The organism is Pseudonocardia sp. Ae505_Ps2 (genome assembly GCF_001932425.1).
Lineage (GTDB): Bacteria > Actinomycetota > Actinomycetes > Mycobacteriales > Pseudonocardiaceae > Pseudonocardia.
Map to the genome: position 1 here is coordinate 4,771,567 of NZ_MCIP01000001.1, position 21,484 is coordinate 4,793,050.

The following is a 21,484-nucleotide window of genomic DNA, read 5'->3' on the forward strand; positions in this document are numbered from 1 at the left end:
GCGCCGCGCGCGGCTCAGCCGTGTGTGGCGCCCTCGGTGACCGGGCCCGCGGGGTGCTGGGGGATGTCGCGGCCGAGCCGGTGCGACAGCCCCCAGCAGGTGACCCGCCACAGCGCCTCGGCGACGATGCCGCCGCTCATCTTGGAGGCGCCGCGCTCACGCTCGGTGAAGGTGATCGGGACCTCGCGGACCCGGAATCCGGCCTGCAGCGCCCGCCAGGCCATGTCGACCTGGAAGCAGTAGCCCTGCGAGGCGACCGAGTCCAGCTGCAGCTGCTCGAGCACCGTGCGCCGGTAGACCCGGTAGCCGCCGGTGATGTCCCGCAGCGGGACACCGAGCGCGAGGCGGGAGTAGAGGTTGCCGCCGCGGGAGAGGACCTCGCGGTGCCAGGGCCAGTTCACGACGCGCCCGCCGGGCACGTAACGGGAACCCAGGACGACGTCGGCGTCGGCCATCGCCGCGAGCAGCGCGGGGAGGTCCTCGGGGGCGTGCGAGCCGTCGGCGTCCATCTCGACGACCACCTGGTGCTCGCCGGTCAGCGCGTGCCGGAAGCCGTCGAGGTAGGCGGCGCCGAGGCCGTCCTTGCCGGAGCGGTGCATGACGCTGATCCGCTCGTCGGCGGCGGCGAGGGAGTCGGCGAGCTCGCCGGTGCCGTCGGGGCTGGCGTCGTCGACGACGAGGACGTCGGCGTCGGGCAGCGTGGCGTGCAGCCGCGCGACGGCGGGACCGAGGTTCTCCCGCTCGTCGTAGGTGGGAACCACGACCAGGACCGGGCCCGGCGGTTCGACCATGCTCGTCCTCTCCCCCGCCCGATCGGTGTCGACCGGACGACCCTACCCGTACGGACCGCACCTGTTCGGTCACCGCTCGTCGTGCTGTGGCCGAGCGCGGTCGTGCGGACAGCGTAGTGGAGCGGTGCGATCGCCCGACGCGGTGGCTTCTGCCACGGAACCGGACAGGGGATCGCACCCGGGCCCGGACGCGGTCGGTGCCGGGGCAGGGACGGGGGCGGCGGTCAGCGGGTCCCGGCGAGCAGGTGGGCGTTGCCGAGCGCCTCCAGGACCCCGCCGCCGACCCGGCCGCCGGTGTTCTCCCCGGGGAGGAACCACTCGTAGCCGTAGGTGGCGGCGAAGCTCTCCTCGTCGACCGAGCCGGGCGCGATCTGGCTGGCGTGGGCGAGCATCGCGGCCCGCTTGACGGCGAGCTCGGCAGGCCCGCCCCCGACGGCGACGGCGATCTCCGCGGTGACCCGGCCGTAGCCGACGCCCGCGGCGTGCGCGGCGCCGTGGACGAGGTGCCGGTCGCGCGCGGCCAGCGCCAGGTGCTCGCGGTCGACGGTCATCCGGTAGCCGTGGGCACCGGTGAGCGAGCAGGCGATGGCGCCCGCGGCGTGTGCGGCGCGGTGGTCGGGGTGGCCGTAGATGCCGGCGTCGTCGTCGTGCAGGACGGTGCCGGCGCCCTCGGCGTCGACGATCTCGGCGACGGCGCGGCCGAGCGCGACCGGGTCGGCACCGGCGAGTGCCTGCGGGTGGCGCAGGCCCTCGCCACCGGGCAGGCCGGAGTCGCGGTGCCCGAGCAGCACCAGCCGGTGCACGCCGAGCAGCGCTGCGGCGTCGGCGAGCTCGCGGCGGCGGCGGTCGGGAACGGTCTCGCCGGGCTCCAGCGGGAGCCGGGAGCCGCCGAGGTCACCGCCGGTGGCCATGACGAGCACGACGCGGGCGCCGGCGTCGGAGAGGCGGCGCAGGGTCAGGCCGGTGAAGATCGACTCGTCGTCGGGGTGGGCGTGGAGGGCCAGGACGGTCTGGCCGGAGAGGGTGTGCACCTGGTGATCGCTTCGCGTGCGGGGCCGGGGTGGCCGGTACGGACGTCGGTCCGGAGCGGGTCGGTACCCGGGCGGCGGGAGCGGTCCACGGACGGTGAGTCGGGACGGCGGTGTCAGCCGCGCGGGGACGGACCCCGACGACAGCGACACGCGGCGGCACGCACGGGGCGCGCGGCGGCGGTGGCGGTCGTCGGGTCGATCACGCGGGAGATGATGGCAGGGCCGCCGTCGCGGGTCCACACCGGGTCCCGCGACGGCGCTCACAGCGCTCGGTCAGAGCTCGGTCAGCCCTCGATCGGCGCTGGTCAGACCGTGCTCTTCGGCATGATCAGCCAGAGCGCGAGGTAGATGACGAACTGCGGGCCGGGCAGCAGGCAGGACAACACGAACAGGAACCGCACGGTGTTGCGGCCCAACCCGAAGCGGTCGGCCAGCCCGGCGCACACCCCGGCGATCACATTCCCGTTGCGGGGACGGACGAGGCGCTGGGACACGGGCATGTTCACGGGTGCTCCTTGGTGGTGCGGATCGGACCTCCCCCACCTTGGCACCACCGGGCCCCGGCGCGCTCGGGGAACACCCCGACGGTGACCCCGAACGCACCCGGAGACCCTGCAGAGGCGGCGCTACAGGACGGCGCTACAGGACGACGAGGTCGCGGGCGGTGGTGTTGAGCCGCTCCACGCCGTCGGCGGTGACGACGACGATGTCCTCGATCCGGGCGCCCCACCTGCCGGCCTGGTAGATGCCGGGCTCGACGGAGAAGGTCATGCCCTCGGCGAGGACGAGGTCGTTGCCGTCGACGATGTAGGGCTCCTCGTGCACGTCGAGCCCGATGCCGTGCCCGGTGCGGTGGATGAAGTGCTCACCGTGCCCGGCGGCGGCGATGTGCTCGCGGGCGGCGCGGTCGATGTCGGCCGCGGTGGCGCCGGGCCGGACCGCGGCGACGGCGCGCTCCTGGGCCTCCTGCAGCACCGCGTAGGTCTCCTTGACCTCCGCGCCGGGCTCGCCGCCGACGGCGTAGGTGCGGGTGCAGTCGGAGTTGTAGCCGCCGGGGAGCGGACCACCGATGTCGATGACGACGACGTCGCCGGGCTCGATCACGCGGTCGGAGACGTCGTGGTGCGGGCTGGCGCCGTTGGGTCCGGATCCGACGATGACGAACGCGGCCTCGGTGTGGCCCTCGGCGACGATCGCGGCGGAGATGTCCGCGCCGACCTCGGCCTCGGTGCGGCCGGGGCGCAGGAACTCGCCCATCCGCCGGTGCACCCGGTCGATGGCGGCGCCGGCCTCGCGCAGGCGATCGATCTCGGCCGGGTCCTTGCGCATGCGCAGCTCGCGCAGCACGGTGCCGCCGAGGTACTGCGGGACGTCGGGGAAGGCGTGACGCAGGCCGAGGACGTGGCGGGCGGGCATGTCGTCGTCGACCGACATCCGGGTGGGACCGCCGGCGAGGTCACTGACCAGCAGGTACGGGTCCTCCCCGTCGGTCCAGGTGACCAGGTCGATGCCGAGGGCCTCCAGCGGCACATCCGCGAACCCCGGCGCCTCCAACGACGGGACGACGAGCGCGGGCGGCGCCCGGTGCCCGGCGGCCGGGACGATCAGACAGGTGAGGCGCTCGTGCGAGGACCCGTCGAACCCGGTCAGGTAGCGCAGGTCGGTTCCCGGGGTCAGGAACAGCACGTCGGAGCCCTGCTCGGCGGCGTGCTCGCCGGCACGGCGCAGCCGGTCGGCGAACAGCTCGGTGGGGACGGCATCGGTCATGACCGTGAGCGTAGGCGGGCACGGGGGGTACACGACCGCCACCCGGAGCACCGCGGCGTGGACCGGGCGGCGGCCGGAGCGCGGCCGGACGCGCTGCGTGACCGGACGCCCGCGGAGCCGGTCGGCGGGTCAGTCGGTGTCGAGGGCGGTCGGGTGCGCGGTGACGGTCCCGGCGAGCTCGACGAGCTTGACGTTCAGGTCCTGGGAGGTGCGGCGGAGCACGTCGAAGGCCTCGTCGGCGGTGAGTCCGCGGCGCGCCATCAGGATGCCCTTGGCCTGGCCGATCACGTCGCGCGAGACGATGGCCTGGCGCAGCTGGGTCTCCTGGAGCGCGGAGCTGGACACGGCGACGCAGGTGGCCAGGGCCAGCGACGCGTGCGTGGCGAGCAGCATGAGGCGGTCGCGGTCCTCGGGGGTGAACGCGTGCCGCTCGGTGGCGTAGACGTTGAGCGCGCCGGGCAGCCGCGGCGGCTCGGCGTTGGGGATGAGCGAGACCGCCAGCACCGAGTGGTAGCCGTGCCCGACGGCGGCACGGGCGAAGTCGGTCCAGCGGGTCTCGGTGGTGAGGTCGTCGGCGGAGGCCAGCGCGGGGCCGTCCGCGCGGGCGGCCTCGACACAGGGTCCGAGGCCACTGGCGTACTGGGCCTCGTCGATCGACGAGGCGGCGGGGTCGGTCTCGACGGGGGTGTGGAAGCGGCCGTCCTCGTCGCGGAGGGTGACGCTGACCATGTCCGCGCCGGGCACGACCCGGCGGACCGCCGCGACGATCCGGGCGAGGACGTCGGCGACCGAGCCGGAGGCGAGCAGGGCGGTGGTGAGGGCGGTGAACTCGCGGGCGAGCGGACCGGTCTCGGCGAGGGCGGCCTCGGCGGGCCCGCCGCGCTGCTCGGCGGCCACGAAGAGGGCGCGCTCGGCGCTCCAGTCCTCGTCTCCCGCGGCGGCCGCCGCAGGTCCGCTGCTCGTAGTGGTTCCGCTGTTCTCCACGACCACATTCTGCACGGTCCGGCCGGGTCCGGCGCCCACCCGGGTACGGCGACGGTGCCAGACTCTCGGCATGAGTGAGCGCCCGCTGATGCTGCTGGACTCCGCGAGCATGTACTTCCGTGCCTACTTCGGCGTCCCGGAGAGCGTCACCGCCCCGGACGGGACGCCGGTGAACGCGGTCCGCGGGTTCACCGACATGATCGCGCGGCTGGTCACCGAGCACCGCCCGGCGCGGCTGGTTGCCTGCCTGGACCTGGACTGGCGGCCGGCGTTCCGGGTGGCGGCGCTGCCGTCGTACAAGGCGCACCGGGTGGAGGCGGGCCGGGCCGGGGACGAGGTCCCGGCCGGGGTGGCCGAGGAGGTGCCGGACACGCTCGCCCCGCAGGTGCCGCTGATCATGGAGGTCCTGGCGGCGGCCGGGATCGCGACCGGCGGGGCCGCGGGCTGCGAGGCCGACGACGTGATCGGGACCCTGGCCCACCGCGAGGCCGTCGACCCGGTGCTGGGGGTGTCCGGGGACCGGGACCTCATGCAGATCGTGCGCGACGCCCCGCCGGTGCGGCTGCTCTACATCGGCCGCGGGCTGAACAAGGCCGAGAACCTGGGCCCGGACGACGTCGCGGCGAAGTTCGGGGTGCCCCCGGAGCGGGCCGGTGCCGCCTACGCGGAGATGGCGATGCTGCGCGGGGACCCCTCCGACGGGCTGCCCGGCGTGCCCGGGGTCGGCGCGAAGACCGCGGCGACGCTGGTGGGCCGGTTCGGCTCGTGGGCGGAGCTGCTGGCCGCCGTCGGCGACGGCGACCCCCGGATCGGCGCCGGGCCGCGGGCGAAGCTGGCCGCGGCGCGGGACTACCTCGACGTCGTCGAGCCGGTGGTGCGGGTGCGGACCGACGCCGAGGTGGACCTCAGCCGCGACGACGTGCTCCCGGTGGCGTTCGCCGACCCGGACCGGCTCGACGAGCTGGCGGCGCGGTGGGGTCTGGAGTCCTCGGTGGGGCGGCTGCGCAAGGCCCTCGACGCGGCGGCGTCGTCGTGACCCGCCACGACCAGCACGACCATGACCACGACCACTGCCTGCCGGTCCCGCCGTCGTCGGCGTACGACGAGGCGGTGGCCCGGGAGACCGCGGTGCGCGCGGCTGCGGCCGAGCCGATCACCTCTCCGTACGACGGCGCCCCGGCCGCGGTGCGCGAGGCGGCGGCGTCCGCGGTCGACGGGCTGCGGGACGAGCTGCTGGCGCTGTCGCACGACCTGCACGCCCACCCCGAGACCGCGTTCTCCGAGCACCGCTCCGTCGCCGCGGTGGCCGCGCTGCTGGCCGGGCACGGGATCGACGCGGCCGTCGGCGTGCACGGGCTGGACACGGCGCTGCGGGCGACCCTCGGCTCCGGGGAGGGCCCGACGGTCGCGGTGCTCGCCGAGTACGACGCGCTGCCCGGCATCGGGCACGCCTGCGGGCACAACGTGATCTGCGCGGCGGCGGTGGGGGCGTTCCTGGCGCTCGCGCGGGTGCTCGCGGCGCACCCGGTGGGCGGCACCGTGGTGCTGCTCGGCACACCGGCCGAGGAGGGCGGCGGCGGGAAGGAGACGATGGCCCGCGACGGCGCCTTCGACGGCGTCGACGCCGCGGTGATGCTGCATCCGTTCGCCCACGACATCGCCGACCACCCGTTCCTGGGGCGCCGGCAGCTCGAGGTGACCTACCACGGGGTGGCCGCGCACGCCTCGGCCCAGCCGCACCGCGGCCGCAACGCCCTCGACGCGGTCGTCATGGGGTACCAGGGGATCGCGATGCTGCGCCAGCACATCCCCGACGGGGACCGGGTGCACGGTGTCGTCGTCGACGGCGGGCAGGCACCCAACGTCGTCCCGGAGCGGGCGGCGGCGCGCTACTACCTGCGCTCGCAGCACCCGGAGACGCTGCGGGACCTGACCGCCCGGGTGGAGGCGATCGTGGTCGCGGCGGCGGCGATGACCGGCTGCGGTCACACCCTGGACTGGGACCCCCGCCCGCCGTACCTGCCGATCCGGCACAACCGGACCCTCGCCGCGCGCTGGGCGGTGGCCCAGGCCGGGCGGGGGCGCACGGTGTACCCGCGCGGGGTGGTGCCGGAGTCCGAGACCGGGTCGACCGACCTGGGCAACGTCTCGCTGCGGGTGCCCTCGATCCACCCGATGATCGCGATCGCCGAGCCGGGCACCGCACTGCACACCACCGGGTTCGCCGAGGCCGCGGCGGGCGCGGCCGGGGACCGTGCGGTCCTCGACGGAGCCGCCGGGCTGGCGACGGTGGTGGCCGACCTGCTGCACGACGCGGCGCTGCGCGAGGCGGTCGCGGCGGAGTTCGCCGAGGCGGGCGGCCCGGTGGACGTGCCCGCGTTCTTCGAGTGAGCCGTTCTCCCCGGGTGGGGCTCAGTCGTCGGTGCTGCCGGGACGGCGGTCGCGGGGCGCCGCGCGGGTGTGGATCTTCTCGCCCTGCGGGCCGAACAGGCTGAGCAGCTCGACGGCGCGGTCGCGGTCGGCCGAGCCGAACCAGTGCGGGACGTGGGTGTCGAACTCGGCGGCCTCCCCCGGGCCGAGCACGACGTCGTGCCCGCCGAGGACCAGGCGCAGCCTGCCGTCGAGGACGTAGAGCCACTCGTAGCCCTCGTGCACCCGCGGGTCGGGCTCGTCGCCGCGGAACGGGATGACCATCTTGAACGCCTGCAGCCCACCGGGCCGCTCGGTCAGCGGCACGACGGTCATCCCGTTGGCCCGGCGCGGCCGCAGCCGGACCCTCGGGTCGCCGACCGGTGGGGCGGCGACGAGCTCGTCGAGCGGCACTTGGTGGGCGGCCGCGATCGGCAGCAGCAGCTCCAGGGTCGGGCGGCGCCCGCCGGACTCGAGCCGTGACAGCGTGCTCACCGAGATGCCGGTGGCCTCCGATAGGTCGGCCAGGGTCATGCCCTGCGCGGTGCGCAGCCCGGCCAGCCGGGGGCCGACGCCGGCCAGGGTGTCCGCGATCGCCTCGTCCACCCGGGCAGTTTGCCACTTCGGCAACGAGCTTTGCCAGCTCCGCGTCGTGGCGCGCACGCTGGTGCCATGACGCCCTCCCCCACGGACCCGTTCGGTGCCGCCTCCGAGCGCCGGGTCGCCGCGCTCGTCGGCGGCGACCCGCACGGGCTCACCGCCGGCACCGCTGCACCCCGCACACCCACTCCCTCTTCTGCACCCACCCGAGGAGCCACCGTGACCGAGGACCGCTGGTCCGCGGCGTTCTGGGACACCCACTACGCCACCCGCCCGCAGCTGTGGAGCGGCGACGCCAACGCCGCCCTCGTCGCCGAGGCCGCGGACCTGCCGCCCGGGCGGGCCCTCGACGTCGGCTGCGGGGAGGGCGGCGACGCGGTCTGGCTCGCCGCGCGGGGATGGCGGGTGGATGCCGTCGACGTCTCCCCCGTCGCGCTGGAGCGGGCCCGGGCCGCCGTGGCACGGGCCGGGGTCACCGACGCGGTCACCCTCACCGCGACCGACCTGCGCTCCGACCCGCCCGCCGCGGGCGTCTACGACCTGGTCACCGCCCAGTTCCTGCACCTGCCCCCGGACGTGCGCCGCCCGCTGTACGCCGTGCTCGCCGACGCCGTCGAGCCCGGCGGGACCCTGCTGCTGGTGCTGCACCACCCGCGCGACCTGGCCGCGGGGATCCCGCGCCCGCCCGAGCCGGAGATGTTCCCCGACGAGCACGAGCTCGCCGGGGCTCTCGACCCGGACCGGTGGGAGGTGCTGGTCGCCGACGCCCGTCCGCGGCCGGTGACGCTGCCCGACGGGAGCACGGTGACCGGGCACGACGCGGTCGTGCGCGCCCGCCGCCGGGCCTGAGCGCCCCGTCCGTCCCGCCCCGTTCGTCCGCCCCGGCCGCCGGGCCGGTGGCGCCGGATCGGGACGGATCGGGTCGCCGGCGGGGGCAGGAGCCGCCGGATCCGGGTCGCCCGCCGCGCTCAGAAGAACGTGCCACACCACGGGGCCGGGCCGGGCACCGCGAACAGCGCGTCCGCGCGGACCGCCGCTCCGGGGGTGCGCTCGCTCCAGCGCCCCGCCGCCACCAGCGACGACGGCGACCGGTCGCCGAGGAACGCCGCCGACAGCGCGTCGACGGTGCACTCCAGGTCCGGATCGGCGGCCGCGGCGGGCTCGGCGGCGCCGCCGGCGAGGCGCCAGGTGCCGGTGTCGCCGAGGAACGCGTCGTGCACCCGCAGCACGACCGGGTCGCCCGGCCCCCAGGTGCGGGCACTCAGCGCCGCGCCCGGGTCGAGCAGGCGCAGCCACAGGTCGTCGCCGCGCCCGGTGACCCGGTGGGCCCGGGAGTCGGTCAGCATCAGGTCGAGGTCCTCGTCGAGGGGGCGTACCCAGCCGATCACCGCACCGGCCAGGTCGAGACCGGTCAGGAACCGCCACAGCCCGGCCGTCGCGGCGGGCCCGGCGGCCCAGAGCTGCTGCAGGCGGACCTCGTCCGTGGCGCCGGTGGCCAGGTCGCCCTCGGAGACGCCCCACACCACGAACCCGTCGTCGACGCCGTCGGTGCCGGTGTGCACCGCCACGCCCTTGTACTCCCCGGCGGACGGGCCAGCGGGGCGCAGCACCCGCCGCCACCAGCGCGCGGAGCGGGTCATCCCGCCCGGGCGGTGCGCGGCGAGGCGTTCCTGCAGGTCGGGCAGCAGCGCGGTCGCCTCGTCGGGGTCGAGCATCCGCACCGCGCCCCCGGCCGGGGCCTCCGGGCGCCACGTGGCGCCCGTCGTGACCCGGACGTGGTCGCCGCGGGAGGCGACGCCGTAGCCGTAGCGGCCGTAGATGGTGGCCTCCGACGCGCGGAGCACGGCGGCGACGTCGCCGCGGTCGCGGGCCGCTCTCAGCTGGGCGCGCATGAGGGCGGTCAGCCGCCCGGCGCGGGTCCTGTCGGGTCGCACCCCCACGCCGCTGACCGCGGCCGCGGGGATCCGGGTCCCGCCGGGCAGGGTCAGCCGGGTCGGGAAGGAGTACGCGGAGCCGACGATCGCGCCGGAGGGGTCGGTGACGCCGAGCCAGTGCTCTTCGGCGGCCTGGCCGTGGGCCTCCCACGCGTCGTCGGTGATCGGTCCGTGGTGCAGGGTGCCCAGGAACAGGTCGAACGCACGCCGCCGGTCGGCGGGGTCGGTCAGGGTGCGGACCGTGTGCGGGGCGACCGTCGGCGGGGCGGGGTGCGGGGCGAACGGGGCATCGGTGCTCACATCCGACGAGCCTCGCGCCCGCGCGCCCCGCGCGCCAGCCGATTAGCCGGCCGTCACCGCGGCCCGGTCAGACCCGCCCGACCTGGTAGTCGCCCTGGTCGCTGGTCACGACCACGGGGACCTCGACCTGTTCGCCGTCGACGACGGCCTGGCAGGTGAACCGGGTGCCGGCCGACACCTCGACGTCCTCCGGGCAGGCGATCGCACCGACCTGCAGGCCGTAGTCCCGGGTGAGGACCTGGGTGACCCCGGCCTGCAGCGCGGTGCGGTCGAGCCGGTCGCTGCCGAGCACGCCCGCCCAGAACAGCGCACCGACGACGAGCGCGGCCACCACCACGGCGCCGATCCCGGCCAGGATCCACACCCGGGTCCTCGACGGGGAGCGGACCGCGTCCCGCGACACCCAGGGCTCGTCCTCGCCGGGGCCGGGGTTCTGCCACCCGCCCGCACCGGCCCCGCCGTCGGCGGGGACCGCCGCGGTGGACTGCGCGTCGGCCCAGGGCGACCCGGGCGAGGACGCCGGCACGGCGTCGGTGGGGGCTCCGGCCCCGGCGGCCCGGCGACGGGCGCGGCGCCCGGTCGGGACGGCCCACCCGCCGTCGGTGCCGGTATCGGTGCCGGTGCCCGCCTCGTCGCCCCACAGCGGCTCGGCGCGGGTCCGGTCCCCGGTGTCGCCGCCGGGGGCCGATCCGTCGTGGGCGGCCCAGCCGCCGGTGTCGCCGCTGTGACGCCCGCCGGCGGGCGGGACGGCGTCCCAGCCGCCGGTGCCCTGCACGGGCGCGCCGCCGGCGTCGTGGGTGGCGTCCCGGCGGGCCGTGGCCGGGTCCCAGCCCGCGTCGGTGCTGCCGTGGGTGGCCCAGCCGTCACGGTCGTCGCGCTCGGGGGACCAGGCTCCGGTGGTCTCGGGGTCCGCGCCCCACCCGCCGGGCGGTGGCGTGCCCCAGGCGGGGATCTCCCCGGTCCGCTCCGCGGCATCCTCGGGATGCCGGTCCGGTCCCTGCGGGTTGTTCATCGCCTACTCGTCCGCCCGTCTCTCTCGTCGTTCCTGCTGCCTGTGGCCGTGCTCGTGGCCGCTGTTCGTGGCCGTCCGTTCGTGCCGTGCGCTGGTGCCGTGTGCCGGTGACCGCTACTGCATACCGGCCGCGACCACACCGCGCCGGACGGCACCGGAGGCCCGGTGGGCCGCCTTCCCGACCGGGCTCGACCGCCCGGCGACCCCGGCGATCTGGTCGAGCAGGTCGAGGACCTGCCGGGTCCAGCGTACGAAGTCACCCGCGGACAGCTCGTGCCCGTTCCGCTCGGCGGCCTCCAGGACCTGCGCCAGGGACTCCCCGCGGGCCCACCGGTGCATCGGCCAGGCGAAGGCCAGGTCGGGTGCCCGGGTGCGTTCGGCCTTGTGCCGGCGCTGGTCGGCGTCGAGCTCCTCCCACAGCCGCACGGTGCGCTCCAGCGCCTCGGACACCGGGCCGGGGGGCAGCCGCGGCATCGGGGCGTCGTCCCGACGGGACTCGTAGACCAGCGCCGAGACGACCGCCGCCAGCTCCTCGGGTTCCAGGCCGTCCCACGCGCCGTGCCGCAGGCACTCGGCGGCCAGCAGGTCCGACTCGCCCCACAGCCGGGCCAGGATCCGGCCGTGCGGGGTGATCTCCTCCTCGCCGGGCTCGGTCTCCCCGGCCGGGACGAGGTAGCCGCGCTCGGCGAGCAGCGCCCGGATCCGGTCGAACGCCCGGGCCAGCGAGTGCGTCGTGGCCCGCACCTTCTGCCGCAGCGACTCGGTCTCCCGCTCCAGGCGGGCGTGCCGCTCGGCCCAGCGGGCGTGCGCCTCCCGGTCGTCGCAGCCGTGGCAGGGGTGCGCCCGCAGGGCCCGACGCAGCGTGGACAGCTCCGGGTCGTCCTGCACCCCGGGCCGGCGACGACGCCCGACGGCGCGCCCCTCCCCCAGCCGGGAGGCGCGCAACGAGGCGGCCAGGTCCCGGCGGACCTGCGGGGAGCGGTGCTCCACCCGCTTGGGCAGCTTGATCCGGCCCAGCACCTCCACCACGTCCGGGAAGTCCGCGGCCGACAGCCGCCCCGCCCACCGGTCCTCGGTGCACACCAGCGGCCGGACCTCGGGGTCACGGCCCGCGGCCGACACCGCCCCGATCCCCGGGTCGAGCACCACGGCGATCCCGGCGCGCCTGCCCGAGGGCACCGCGATCACGTCGCCGGGGCGCAGCTCGCGCAGCGACTCCGTGGCCTCGTCCCGGGCGGCGACGGTGTTCTGGCGACGCAGCGACTTCTCCCGGTCGGAGATGCGCCGCCGCAGGTCGGCGTACTCGGCGAAGTCGCCGAGGTGGCAGGTCATCGCCTCCCGGTAGCCCTCCAGGGCCTCGTTGTTGCGGTCGATCCGCCGGGCCAGCCCGACCACCGACCGGTCGGCCTGGAACTGCCCGAAGGAGCGTTCCAGCAGCTCGCGGGCGGCGTCGGTGCCGAGGCGCCCGACCAGGTTGACCGACATGTTGTAGACGGGCCGGAACGAGCTGCGCAGCGGGTAGGTGCGGGTGGAGGCCAGCCCGCCGACCTGCTCCGGGTCCATGCCGGGGGTCCAGAGCACGACGGCGTGGCCCTCGACGTCGATCCCGCGCCGCCCGGCGCGCCCGGTGAGCTGGGTGTACTCGCCGGGGGTGAGGTCGACGTGGGCCTCGCCGTTGTACTTGACCAGCCGCTCCAGCACGACGGTGCGGGCGGGCATGTTGATGCCCAGCGCCAGGGTCTCGGTGGCGAACACGCAGCGCACCAGGCCGGCGACGAACAGCTCCTCGACGGTCTCCTTGAACGCCGGCAGCAGCCCCGCGTGGTGGGCGGCGACGCCGCGTTCCAGCGCCTCGCGCCACTCCCAGTACCCGAGCACACCCAGGTCGGCCTGCGGCAGGTCACCGGTGTGCTTCTCGACGATCCGGCGGATCTCGTCGACCTCCTCGGGCACGGTCAGGCGCACCCCGGCCCGCACGCACTGCCCGACGGCGGCGTCGCAGCCGGCCCGGGAGAAGACGAACGTGATCGCGGGCAGCAGCCCCTCGCGGTCGAGCCGGTCGATCACCTGCACCCGCGACGGCGGCCGGAACCCCCCGCGCGACGGCCCGCCCCCGCGCGGCCCCCTCCCGACGACGGCCGTGGAGTCGGTCTTCCCGCCCCGGGTGCGTCCGCGCTGCGGGCCGCCCCGCCCGCGCGGACCGCGATCGCCCGCCCGGTCCGCGGCGCGGGAGGTCGTGAAGTCCCGCCGCGCCATCTCGCAGGTGTAGCGGACCAGCTCCGGGTCGACGACGACCTCCCCGGGCCCGCCGGGGGTGCGCCGCTCGCCGAACATGTCGAACAGCCGGTTGCCGACCATCATGTGCTGCCACAGCGGCACCGGGCGGTGCTCGTCGACCACGACGCGGGTGTCGCCCCGGACCTCGACCAGCCAGTCGCCGAACTCCTCGGCGTTGCTGACCGTGGCCGAGAGACCCACCACCGCGACGTGCTCGGGCAGCTGGAGGATGACCTCCTCCCAGACCGCGCCGCGGAACCGGTCGGCCAGGTAGTGGATCTCGTCCATCACCACGTAGCCGAGGTGGTCCAGCCGCCGGTTCGCCGCCTTGTCCGAGTCGGCGTAGATCATGTTGCGGAGCACCTCGGTGGTCATCACGACCACCTGGGCGTCGCCGTTCACCGCGGTGTCGCCGGTGAGCAGGCCGACCGCGTCCGCGCCGTAGCGGGCGACCAGGTCGGCGTACTTCTGGTTCGACAGCGCCTTGATCGGCGTGGTGTAGAAGCACTTGCGGCCCTCGGACAGGGCCAGGTGCACGGCGAACTCGCCCGCGACGGTCTTCCCGGCGCCGGTGGGCGCACACAGCAGGACACCGTGGCCGTCCTCCAGTGCCTCGCACGCCTCGCGCTGGAACGGGTCCAGGTCGAAGGGCATCAGACCGGTGAACTCGGCCAGCCGCGGGTAGGCGGCGCGGGCCTTCGCCGCCGCGTACGCGGCGGCCGGGTCGGCGGAACCATTCACCGCCCCAGGCTGTCACACGGCACCGACACCCTGCTCCGTCACAGGGTGAGCCGGGCCACGTGTGACCGCCGGCCTACTCCGGCCGGGCGAACTCCGCCTCGACGATGTCCGGGTTGATCTCGGTGCCGTGGTGCTCGCCACGGCAGATGGCGGCCATCAGGCCGTCCTTCTCGATGTCAAACACGTGCAGCGGCAGGCCGTGGTCGCGGGCCAGGATGAACGCGGTCTGGTCCATCACGGCCAGCCGGCGCGACAGCACCTCGTCGTAGGGCAGGCGCTCGTAGCGGCGGGCGTCGGGGTTGGTGCGCGGGTCGGTGTCGTAGACGCCGTCGGTGCCGTGCTTGGCCACCAGCAGCGCGTCCGCGCCGATCTCCAGGGCGCGCTGCACGCTCGGGTAGTCGGTGGTGATGAACGGCTGCCCGTTGCCGCCGGAGAAGATCAGGATCGCGTCCTTCTCCAGGTGCCGCTTGGCGCGCAGCCGCAGGAACGGCTCGGCGACGGCGTTGATCGGGATCGCGGTCATGACGCGGACGTTCTCCTCGCCGCCGGCGGACAGCTTGCCGCGCAGCAGGAGGCCGTTGATCACGGTGCCGAGCATGCCGATGTTGTCGGCCTCGACGCGGTCGATCCCCCAGGTCTCGGACCGGTTGCCGCGGAACACGTTCCCGCCGCCGACGACGACCGCGACCTGCACCCCGAGCGCGCGCATCTGCCGGATCTGGTCGGCGAGGTGGGCGAGGGCCTGCGCGGAGAACCCGAAGCCGTCGGCACCGGCCATCGCCTGTCCGCTGAGCTTGATGACCACCCGGTTGTACTTCATCTGTCCCGACCCGCTCCTCAGTGCCGCCCGACCCGATCCGGGGAGCCAGCCTACGGAGCCGTGCCGGACCGGGCCGCGGGGGGATCTGCGGCGCCGCCCGGTCAGGTGATGTCGTCGTAGCGGGGCGGCTCGGGTGCGGTCCCGTTCGCCCCGGCACCGGGGCGGCCGTTCGCCGCGCCCGTGGCGCCACCGGTCGGGGGAACGACGTGCGTCGGGGTGGCGGACACCGGGGCGGACACCGGGGCGGGCGGCTCGATCCGGGACGGCCCCTCGATCGGCGACGGCGTGGTGTCCAGCGGCGACGGCTCGTCCGGGTCCAGGGAGTCCCAGCCCTCGGCGGCCCGCCGGCGGGCCCGGCGGCGGTCGGTGATCCGGCAGACCTGGATGGCCGCCTCGAACAGCAGGGTCAGCGCGAACGCCAACGCCAGCATCGAGATGGGGTCCTGGCCGGGCGTGGCGATCGCGGCGAAGCAGAACAGCCCGAAGATCAGCCCGCGCCGGGAGCGGCGCAACAGGTCGTAGGACACGACCCCGGCCGCGTTGAGCGCGACGACCAGCAGCGGGATCAGGAAGCTGACCCCGAAGATGACGATCAGGTTGACGACCAGGGAGAAGTACGACGTGCCGGTCAGTGCCGTCGTCTGGATCTCGCTACCGATGGTGAGCAGGAAGCCGAGCGCCTGCGGGATGATCAGGTAGGCCAGCACCGCGCCGGCGACGAACAGCACCGCGGCGACCGAGACGAAGCTCAGCGCGTAGCGGCGCTCCTTCTTCAGCAGACCAGGGGTGATGAACCCCCACAGCTGGTAGAGCCAGATCGGGCAGGCCAGGATCATCCCGGCCGTGGCCCCGACCTTCAGGCGCAGCATGAACTGGTCGAACGGGGTGGTGCCGAGCAGGGTGCAGACGTTCGGGTCCGCCGTCAGCGACGCGCGCGCCGAGGGCGGCAGGGAGCAGTAGGGCTCCTTGAGCAGCTCCCCCAGGCTGGGGAAGCCGAAGAACGAGACCTCGAACCAGATGTAGCCGAACACCGTCGTCACCACGATCGCGGCGAGCGAGATGCCGAGCCGGTTGCGCAGCTCGTAGAGGTGCTCGATCAGGGTCATGGTCCCGTCGGGGTTGAGCCTGCGCTTCCGACGGAACGGTGCCTTCACGGGAGGAGGTGCCTCAGGCGGCCGGGCCGGCGGGCCGGTCGGTGGCCTGCGCCGGTGCCTGCGGTTGCTGCGGGGCCTGCTGCTGCGGGGCCGGTGTGGTCTGCTGCGGCGCCGGGGCGGCCGCGGGCAGCTCCTGGGCGGGCTTGGGCTCCTCGCCCTGACGGGTGCGGGCGTCGTCGTCCTTGAGGCCCTTCATCTCGCCCTTGAACACGCGGGCGGACTGGCCGACCGAACGCGCCATCTCGGGCAGCTTCTTCGCGCCGAACAGCAGGAGCAGAACGGCGATGATGATCAGCCACTCGTAGCCACCGGGCATGGGTCCACCTCGCGTCGATCGGGCCGGGTCAGGACCGAGTGTAGACACGGGCGAATCGGTCGCCCGGTCCCCCCGTCGTCGGACGTGGCCACGGTCACCCGGTGTTCATCCCGTCGTCGTCATCCTGTCGCATTCACGCGTCGGTGACGGGCGGTGTGACCTAGGGTGACGCGTCGGCGGTCCGCAGGGCCTCGCGGGCCCGGTCGCGCACCGCCGTGGCCAGCTCGGGCGGTTCGAGGATGCGGGCCGCGCCGCCGAGGCCGAGTACGAGACGGACCAGCCAGTCGTCGTCGGCGAAGCGGAGCAGCACCCGCAGCCGGTCGTCGCCGCCCGCCGGTGCGGGCACCGGGTCCGGCGCGCCGGGCGGCGGGTCGCCCTCGACCAGCTCGCCGGCGGCGGTGCGCACCTCGTCGACCGGGTAGTACTCGGCGACCCAGTGGGCGTCCGGTTCGAGCTCCAGGACCGCGTACCGGTGCTCGGCACGCGGGCTGAACAGCCCGTGCGAGACGTCGACGGGCCGTGCCTCGGGGTGTGCGCGGGCCGGTTCGTCGAGCTCCTCGGCCTGCTCGACCCGGTCCAGGCGGAACATCCGCACGTCCTCGGCCCGGCGGCACCACGCCTCCAGGTAGCCGCGCCCGCCGCTGACGACCAGCCGCATCGGGTCGACGTCGCGGCGGGACACCGCGTCGCGGCCCGCGGTGAAGTAGACGATGCGCAGCGCGCGCCCGCGGTCCAGGGCCCGGCGCACGACGGCGGTGGTGTCGCGCTCGCCGATCCCGGACTCGACGGTGACCAGGCCGCCCGGACCGGCCGCCTCCCCCACCGCGGCCTCGACCTTGGCGATGGCCCGCCCGACGGCGTCGGAGTCGACCACCCCGGCGGTCTGGTGCAGCATGCGCAGCGCCACGAGCAACGCGGTCGCCTCGGTCGTGGTCAGGCGCAGCGGCCGGGTCAGCCCGGCGTCGAAGACGACGTCGACGGTGTCCCCGGCGAAGGACAGGTCGACCAGGTCACCCGGCCCGTAGCCGGGCAGGCCGCACATCCACAGCAGCTCCAGGTCCTTGCGCAGCTGCCGCTCGTCGACGCCGAAGTCCGCGGCGGCCTCGGCGACCGGCACCCCTGGGTGCGCGCGCAGGTAGGGCACCAGCGACAACAGCCGGGGCAGGCGCTGGGCGACGCCCTGACGGCTCACGTGCGGGCCCCCCGGGCTCCGGCGCCGAGCGCGGCCTCCCACAGCTCGCGGACCGCGCGGGCCAGCTCCGGCGGGTCCAGGACGGCGACGTCCGGGCCGTGCCCGGCCAGCCAGCGCGCGACGGTGCCCCGGTCACGCAGGTCCAGCTCGATCTCCACGCCCGGACGGCCCGCGTGCTCGCGCGGCCCGCGCTCGCGGCCGGTGCGGCGCAGCCCGGCCGCGCGTCCCGCCGCGACCCAGACCCGCGCGGTCCCCGACACCGGCTGCGGGCCCGCCGAGGCGCGCACCAGGGCCCGCAGGTCGACGCCGTCGGGCACGGTGACCGCGCCCAGCAGCGGCGCGAGCGCCGGCTCGCCCGCGGCGGCACCGGGGCGGATCGCCGCGGCCGGGGTCTCGGCGACCTCGACGCCGGCGGCGCGCAGCTTCACCAGCGCGCCGTGCGCGGCCCCGGCCAGCTCCGGGGAGTCCCAGAGGTTCCCGGCCAGCGCGACGACGGTCGCCTCGTCCGGGTCGAGGTGGATCTCGCCGAGCTCGTAGTCGGCCCGGGCGATCCGGTAGCCCTCGACCGTGTCGAACACCGAGTTGTGGCCGGTCTCCAGGGGCACGCCCAGCTCCCGCAGCTCGGCCTTGTCCCGCTCGAACATCCGGAAGAACGCCTCGTCGCCGGCGCCGTCGGCGTAGCCGGGGACGATGGACCGGATCCGTTCCGCGGACAGGTACTGGCGCGTCGACATCAGGCAGAGCACCAGGTTGACCAGTCGCTCGGCGCGGGCGGAGGACACGACGGGCATCGTAGCCAGGCCGGACGGGGCGGATCGGGCGCCCCGGGCCGCGGGCACCCGGGACCGCGCCGGGTACCGGTCACCGCTGACCGGTGTCTCATCCTGCGACAGGGTCGTTGACGACGGCCCGCGCACGGCAAAGGCTCGACCCCGGGTGCGGCGCCGCGGCCGTACCGGCACGTGGAGGTGGCGCATGTCCGGCGAGCAGGAGACCTACAACCCGTGGACCGTGGTGAACCTGGTGTTCCACCACCTGGCCGACCAGGGCCTGCGCCCGGTGCTCGGGGAGACCGGGGACCCGGCCGCGGCCGCGACCGGGCTGCTGCGGTCCCTGGGGATCGCCCCGGCACCGGAGAAGGCGGGTCCGGCCGACCCGGAGGTCCAGGACGAGCTGGCCGAGCTGCGGCGCCGGATCATGCCCGGGATCGAGTGACCGCGCGCCGGTGATCTAGTTTGCGCTCCGCACGGACGGACCGGTCCGCGGGGAGGGGCGCCGATGGAGCAGCAGACCGAGCGCGCGATCGTGCAGCGGCAGCTCGAGGAGCTGCACGCGGCGATCGGGGGCCCCGGTGGGGTGCCCGACGGGCGGGTCGTCGCCTACTACCCGCCGGCGATGGCCGAGCGGGCGCACCTGTTCGGGCTGGCCGCCACCGACATCGAGGGCACCCAGTGGGAGGTCGGCGACGCCAGGGTCCGCTTCCCGCTGCACTCCATCTCGAAGGTGTTCACCTACGGCCTGGCGCTGGAGGACAACGGCCGCGAGGAGGTCCTGCTGCGGGTCGGGGTCGAGCCGTCCGGGGACCCGTTCAACTCGATCAGCTTCGACGAGGTCAACCACCGCCCGTTCAACCCGATGATCAACGCGGGGGCGCTGGTCGCGGTGAACCTGGTGCACGGCGCGACCCGGGAGGAGAAGGTCGAGCGGCTGCTGACCCGGCTGCGGATCTACGCGGGCAACCCCGACCTGGCCGTCGACGAGGACGTCCTCGCCGAGCAGCTGGTCTCCAACGACCGCAACGTCGCCCTGTCCTACCTCATGCGCAGCCTGGGGATGCTGCACGGCAACATCGAGGACAACCTCTACGTCTACCTGGCGGCCTGCTCGGTCACGGTCACCGCGAGCGAGCTGTCGACGATGGCGGCGACCCTGGCCCGGGGCGGGGCGAACCCGTTCACCGGGGTGCCCGCGCTGCCCCGCACCTACACCCGGGACGTGCTGAGCGTGATGAGCATGTGCGGCATGTACGACGCCGCCGGACAGTGGGCCTACGAGGTCGGCATCCCGGCCAAGTCCAGCGTGTCCGGGGCGATCCTGGCGGCGATCCCGGACGCGATCGGGGTCGGCGTCTACTCCCCCGGGCTGGACCGGCACGGCAACTCGGTCCGCGGAGTGGCGGTGTGCCGGGAGCTGTCCGACCGGTTCGGGCTGCACGTGTTCGCCGACCCGTCGGAGTCGCGGCTGGGCCGGATCGTGCGCCCGGGCCGGCGCGAGGAGACCACCGAGATGTACCCCTCCGGCGACGGCTGGCTGCCCGACGGGATCGGCGAGGCGCCCTGACCGGGGCGCGGGCCGTCGCCCCGGCGGACGGAAACCGGGTGCCGCGGGTCCGGGCCGCGGTCATGCTGCGGGGGTGTCCAGCTACCGCCGTCCGGTCGTCGTGACCGGGCCGTTCCGCGACGCCGACGGCTCGGTGATCCCCTACGGCCACCGGTGGGACTCCGACGGCCCGCCCGAGGACAGCTACTCGGTGGTGACCCACCCGGAGCGGTTCCGGCCGCTGCACGCCGTCGCCGACGCGCTGGTCGCGGACCTGGCGGAACGGTTCGACGTCGAGCTGTCCGAGCTGCCCGAGGACCCGGCGACCACCGGGGACGCCGCGGAGCTTCTGCCCGACACCGTCCTGCGGACGACGTCGCTGCGTCCGCGCGATCCGGCGGCCGCCACGCTGACCGTTACGTGGACGGCGCTTCCCGGGCTCGGCCTCGCCGCCGGGGCCTGGTGGCGGTCGTCGCTGCCCGTGTGCGGCTGCGACGCCTGCGACGACGACGTGGAGCGGCTCGCCGACGAACTGGAGCGGACCGTGGGGGCGATCACGGCGGGCGCCTTCCGGGAGTGGCGGGTCCGCCGGGCCGACCGCATGTGGCACGGCCACGCCCTCGGCCCCTACGCGGGCGGGTCGTCCTCCGGCGAGTCGTGGGCCGCGACGGAGGACGAGGAGGACCTCGGCCCGGCAGGCCCGAACGACCGTCGCTGGGCCCCCTGGCCCACCCGGCGCGACGGCTGAGCCCGCGGCCGGGCCCGTCGCCGTCGGTACGGTGCGCCCGGACACCCCCGACGAAAGGGACACCGATGGTCGCCCAGGCCGAGCGTGAACTGGTCCAGCAGCAGTTCGAGGAGCTCCGCAGCACCTGCACCGCGGGGAGCGGCATCCTGCTGCCCGGCGAGGAGGTCGTCAGCTACTACCCGCCGGAGATGGAGGCCCGGGCCGAGGAGTTCGGCCTGGCCGGCACGAACGTCGACGGCACGCAGTGGCAGGTCGGCGACTGCGAGGTCCGCTTCCCACTGCACTCGATCTCGAAGGTCTTCACCTACGGGCTCGCGCTGGAGGACAACGGCCTGGCCGAGACGCTGCGCCGGATCGGCGTGGAGCCCTCCGGGGACCCGTTCAACTCCATCACCTTCGACCACGTGCACCACCGCCCGTTCAACCCGATGATCAACGCCGGGGCGCTGGTCGCGGCGAACATGGTGCAGGGGGCGACGAAGGAGGAGCGGGCCGGGCGGCTGCTGGAGCGCAACCGGGTCTACACCGGCAACCCGTCGCTGGAGATCGACCAGGACGTCCTCGACGAGCAGCTGGTCTCCAACGACCGCAACCTCGGGCTCAGCTACCTCATGCGGAGCCTGGGGATGCTGCACGGCGACATCGACGACACCCTCTACGTCTACCTCGCCGCCTGCTCGATCACGGTCACCGCGCCGGAGCTGTCGGTGATGGGCGCGACACTCGCGCACGGCGGGGTCAACCCGCTGACCGGTGAGCGGGCGCTGTCCCGCGAGCACCTGCGCACGGTGATCAGCGTGATGAGCATGTGCGGCATGTACGACGCCGCGGGCGAGTGGGCGCACGACGTCGGCATCCCGGCCAAGAGCGGGGTGTCCGGCGGGATCATGGGTGTGCTGCCGCGCTGGTTCGGGCTCGGCGTGTACTCCCCCGGCCTGGACCGGCACGGCAACTCGGTGCGCGGGGTCGCGGTCTGCCGGGAGCTGTCGTCGCGGTTCGGGCTGCACGTGTTCGCCGACCCGCAGGAGTCGCGCTTCGGCCGGATCGCCCAGCCGGACTGAGCCGTGGCCCCGGGGTGGGTGCACCCCC

21 protein-coding genes are annotated in these 21,484 nt (G+C 75.4%); 7 read left to right on the forward strand and 14 right to left on the reverse strand.

Annotated features, from left to right (window positions below; genetic code table 11):
- Positions 1-14: 14 nt before the first annotated feature.
- The 5 genes from Ae505Ps2_RS22350 to Ae505Ps2_RS22370 all read right to left on the reverse strand — a co-directional run bounded on the left by Ae505Ps2_RS22350 (position 15) and on the right by Ae505Ps2_RS22370 (position 4,573).
- A complete protein-coding gene (locus Ae505Ps2_RS22350) occupies positions 15-791 on the reverse strand; it encodes a polyprenol monophosphomannose synthase (RefSeq protein ID WP_075553961.1) in 777 nt (258 codons plus the stop codon).
- A 224-nt stretch (positions 792-1,015) separates the two neighbouring features.
- On the reverse strand, positions 1,016-1,822 hold the full coding sequence (locus tag Ae505Ps2_RS22355; protein WP_075553962.1) for a PIG-L deacetylase family protein: 807 nt from the start codon (positions 1,820-1,822) through the stop codon (positions 1,016-1,018).
- Positions 1,823-2,127: 305 nt separating this feature from the next.
- Entirely contained in the window at positions 2,128-2,322 is a 195-nt protein-coding gene (locus tag Ae505Ps2_RS22360) for a PspC domain-containing protein (RefSeq protein ID WP_075311787.1), read from the reverse strand.
- Between the two features lie 139 nt (positions 2,323-2,461).
- Positions 2,462-3,589 (reverse strand): Xaa-Pro peptidase family protein, encoded by a 1,128-nt coding sequence (locus tag Ae505Ps2_RS22365; RefSeq protein WP_020622649.1) that lies wholly within the window; start codon positions 3,587-3,589, stop codon positions 2,462-2,464.
- Between the two features lie 129 nt (positions 3,590-3,718).
- A complete protein-coding gene (locus tag Ae505Ps2_RS22370) occupies positions 3,719-4,573 on the reverse strand; it encodes a GAF and ANTAR domain-containing protein (RefSeq protein WP_075311786.1) in 855 nt (284 codons plus the stop codon).
- Between the two features lie 70 nt (positions 4,574-4,643).
- On the opposite strand from Ae505Ps2_RS22370, the gene Ae505Ps2_RS22375 reads away from it, so the two are divergent.
- Positions 4,644-5,609, forward strand: coding sequence for a 5'-3' exonuclease (locus tag Ae505Ps2_RS22375; protein ID WP_075306332.1), 966 nt, complete (start codon positions 4,644-4,646; stop codon positions 5,607-5,609).
- On the forward strand, positions 5,606-6,964 hold the full coding sequence (locus Ae505Ps2_RS22380; RefSeq protein ID WP_212567660.1) for a M20 family metallopeptidase: 1,359 nt from the start codon (positions 5,606-5,608) through the stop codon (positions 6,962-6,964). The genes Ae505Ps2_RS22375 and Ae505Ps2_RS22380 overlap by 4 nt, the downstream gene beginning before the upstream one ends.
- Before the next feature lie 21 nt (positions 6,965-6,985).
- On the opposite strand, the gene Ae505Ps2_RS22385 is transcribed toward Ae505Ps2_RS22380, so the two are convergent.
- Positions 6,986-7,588 carry an XRE family transcriptional regulator gene (locus Ae505Ps2_RS22385; RefSeq protein WP_233147542.1) on the reverse strand — a complete coding sequence of 201 codons (603 nt, stop codon included), beginning with the start codon at positions 7,586-7,588 and terminating at the stop codon, positions 6,986-6,988.
- A gap of 66 nt (positions 7,589-7,654) precedes the next feature.
- Here Ae505Ps2_RS22385 and Ae505Ps2_RS22390 point away from each other — a divergent pair, with 66 nt between their 5' ends.
- Positions 7,655-8,431: a class I SAM-dependent methyltransferase gene (locus Ae505Ps2_RS22390; protein WP_084786391.1), complete on the forward strand. Its 777-nt coding sequence runs from the start codon at positions 7,655-7,657 to the stop codon at positions 8,429-8,431.
- A 119-nt stretch (positions 8,432-8,550) separates the two neighbouring features.
- Here Ae505Ps2_RS22390 and Ae505Ps2_RS22395 read toward each other — a convergent pair whose 3' ends face one another.
- The 8 genes from Ae505Ps2_RS22395 to Ae505Ps2_RS22430 all read right to left on the reverse strand — a co-directional run bounded on the left by Ae505Ps2_RS22395 (position 8,551) and on the right by Ae505Ps2_RS22430 (position 18,110).
- Complete coding sequence (locus tag Ae505Ps2_RS22395; protein WP_075333440.1) at positions 8,551-9,816, reverse strand: GNAT family N-acetyltransferase; 1,266 nt, start codon at positions 9,814-9,816, stop codon at positions 8,551-8,553.
- Positions 9,817-9,883: 67 nt separating this feature from the next.
- Positions 9,884-10,828, reverse strand: a complete 945-nt coding sequence (locus Ae505Ps2_RS22400; RefSeq protein ID WP_075306326.1) for a DUF4333 domain-containing protein — start codon at positions 10,826-10,828, stop codon at positions 9,884-9,886.
- Between the two features lie 114 nt (positions 10,829-10,942).
- A complete protein-coding gene (locus tag Ae505Ps2_RS22405) occupies positions 10,943-13,846 on the reverse strand; it encodes a DEAD/DEAH box helicase (RefSeq protein ID WP_075553964.1) in 2,904 nt (967 codons plus the stop codon).
- 73 nt (positions 13,847-13,919) lie between these two features.
- Complete coding sequence (gene pyrH / locus Ae505Ps2_RS22410; RefSeq protein WP_020625403.1) at positions 13,920-14,666, reverse strand: UMP kinase; 747 nt, start codon at positions 14,664-14,666, stop codon at positions 13,920-13,922.
- A 101-nt stretch (positions 14,667-14,767) separates the two neighbouring features.
- A complete protein-coding gene (gene tatC, locus Ae505Ps2_RS22415) occupies positions 14,768-15,820 on the reverse strand; it encodes a twin-arginine translocase subunit TatC (protein WP_083702357.1) in 1,053 nt (350 codons plus the stop codon).
- Between the two features lie 13 nt (positions 15,821-15,833).
- Positions 15,834-16,136, reverse strand: coding sequence for a Sec-independent protein translocase subunit TatA (gene tatA / locus Ae505Ps2_RS22420; RefSeq protein ID WP_075306322.1), 303 nt, complete (start codon positions 16,134-16,136; stop codon positions 15,834-15,836).
- Positions 16,137-16,296: 160 nt separating this feature from the next.
- Entirely contained in the window at positions 16,297-17,328 is a 1,032-nt protein-coding gene (locus tag Ae505Ps2_RS22425; RefSeq protein ID WP_075333443.1) for a YafY family protein, read from the reverse strand.
- Entirely contained in the window at positions 17,325-18,110 is a 786-nt protein-coding gene (locus tag Ae505Ps2_RS22430) for a WYL domain-containing protein (protein ID WP_075311783.1), read from the reverse strand. Before Ae505Ps2_RS22430 ends, Ae505Ps2_RS22425 begins: the two co-directional genes overlap by 4 nt.
- A 193-nt stretch (positions 18,111-18,303) precedes the next feature.
- Between Ae505Ps2_RS22430 and Ae505Ps2_RS22435 the strand changes: the two genes are divergently transcribed.
- The 4 genes from Ae505Ps2_RS22435 to glsA (Ae505Ps2_RS22450) all read left to right on the forward strand — a co-directional run bounded on the left by Ae505Ps2_RS22435 (position 18,304) and on the right by glsA (Ae505Ps2_RS22450) (position 21,456).
- Positions 18,304-18,543: a hypothetical protein gene (locus tag Ae505Ps2_RS22435; protein ID WP_075306321.1), complete on the forward strand. Its 240-nt coding sequence runs from the start codon at positions 18,304-18,306 to the stop codon at positions 18,541-18,543.
- A gap of 63 nt (positions 18,544-18,606) precedes the next feature.
- Positions 18,607-19,668, forward strand: coding sequence for a glutaminase A (gene glsA / locus Ae505Ps2_RS22440; protein ID WP_075306319.1), 1,062 nt, complete (start codon positions 18,607-18,609; stop codon positions 19,666-19,668).
- A gap of 73 nt (positions 19,669-19,741) precedes the next feature.
- Positions 19,742-20,395, forward strand: a complete 654-nt coding sequence (locus tag Ae505Ps2_RS22445; RefSeq protein ID WP_075306317.1) for a DUF6226 family protein — start codon at positions 19,742-19,744, stop codon at positions 20,393-20,395.
- 65 nt (positions 20,396-20,460) lie between these two features.
- Positions 20,461-21,456 (forward strand): glutaminase A, encoded by a 996-nt coding sequence (gene glsA / locus Ae505Ps2_RS22450; protein ID WP_075306315.1) that lies wholly within the window; start codon positions 20,461-20,463, stop codon positions 21,454-21,456.
- Positions 21,457-21,484 lie beyond the last annotated feature (28 nt).

Excerpts from the sequence above, each read along its gene's own strand:
- pyrH (WP_020625403.1), bottom strand. The coding sequence starts at position 14,666 with ATGAAGTACAACCGGGTGGTCATCAAGCTCAGCGGACAGGCGATGGCC.
- Ae505Ps2_RS22435 (WP_075306321.1), top strand. The coding sequence starts at position 18,304 with ATGTCCGGCGAGCAGGAGACCTACAACCCGTGGACCGTGGTGAACCTG.
- Ae505Ps2_RS22400 (WP_075306326.1), bottom strand. The coding sequence starts at position 10,828 with ATGAACAACCCGCAGGGACCGGACCGGCATCCCGAGGATGCCGCGGAG.
- glsA (WP_075306319.1), top strand. The coding sequence starts at position 18,607 with ATGGAGCAGCAGACCGAGCGCGCGATCGTGCAGCGGCAGCTCGAGGAG.
- glsA (WP_075306315.1), top strand. The coding sequence starts at position 20,461 with ATGGTCGCCCAGGCCGAGCGTGAACTGGTCCAGCAGCAGTTCGAGGAG.
- Ae505Ps2_RS22365 (WP_020622649.1), bottom strand. The coding sequence starts at position 3,589 with ATGACCGATGCCGTCCCCACCGAGCTGTTCGCCGACCGGCTGCGCCGT.
- Ae505Ps2_RS22375 (WP_075306332.1), top strand. The coding sequence starts at position 4,644 with ATGAGTGAGCGCCCGCTGATGCTGCTGGACTCCGCGAGCATGTACTTC.
- Ae505Ps2_RS22360 (WP_075311787.1), bottom strand. The coding sequence starts at position 2,322 with ATGCCCGTGTCCCAGCGCCTCGTCCGTCCCCGCAACGGGAATGTGATC.
- tatA (WP_075306322.1), bottom strand. The coding sequence starts at position 16,136 with ATGCCCGGTGGCTACGAGTGGCTGATCATCATCGCCGTTCTGCTCCTG.
- Ae505Ps2_RS22390 (WP_084786391.1), top strand. The coding sequence starts at position 7,655 with ATGACGCCCTCCCCCACGGACCCGTTCGGTGCCGCCTCCGAGCGCCGG.
- Ae505Ps2_RS22350 (WP_075553961.1), bottom strand. The coding sequence starts at position 791 with ATGGTCGAACCGCCGGGCCCGGTCCTGGTCGTGGTTCCCACCTACGAC.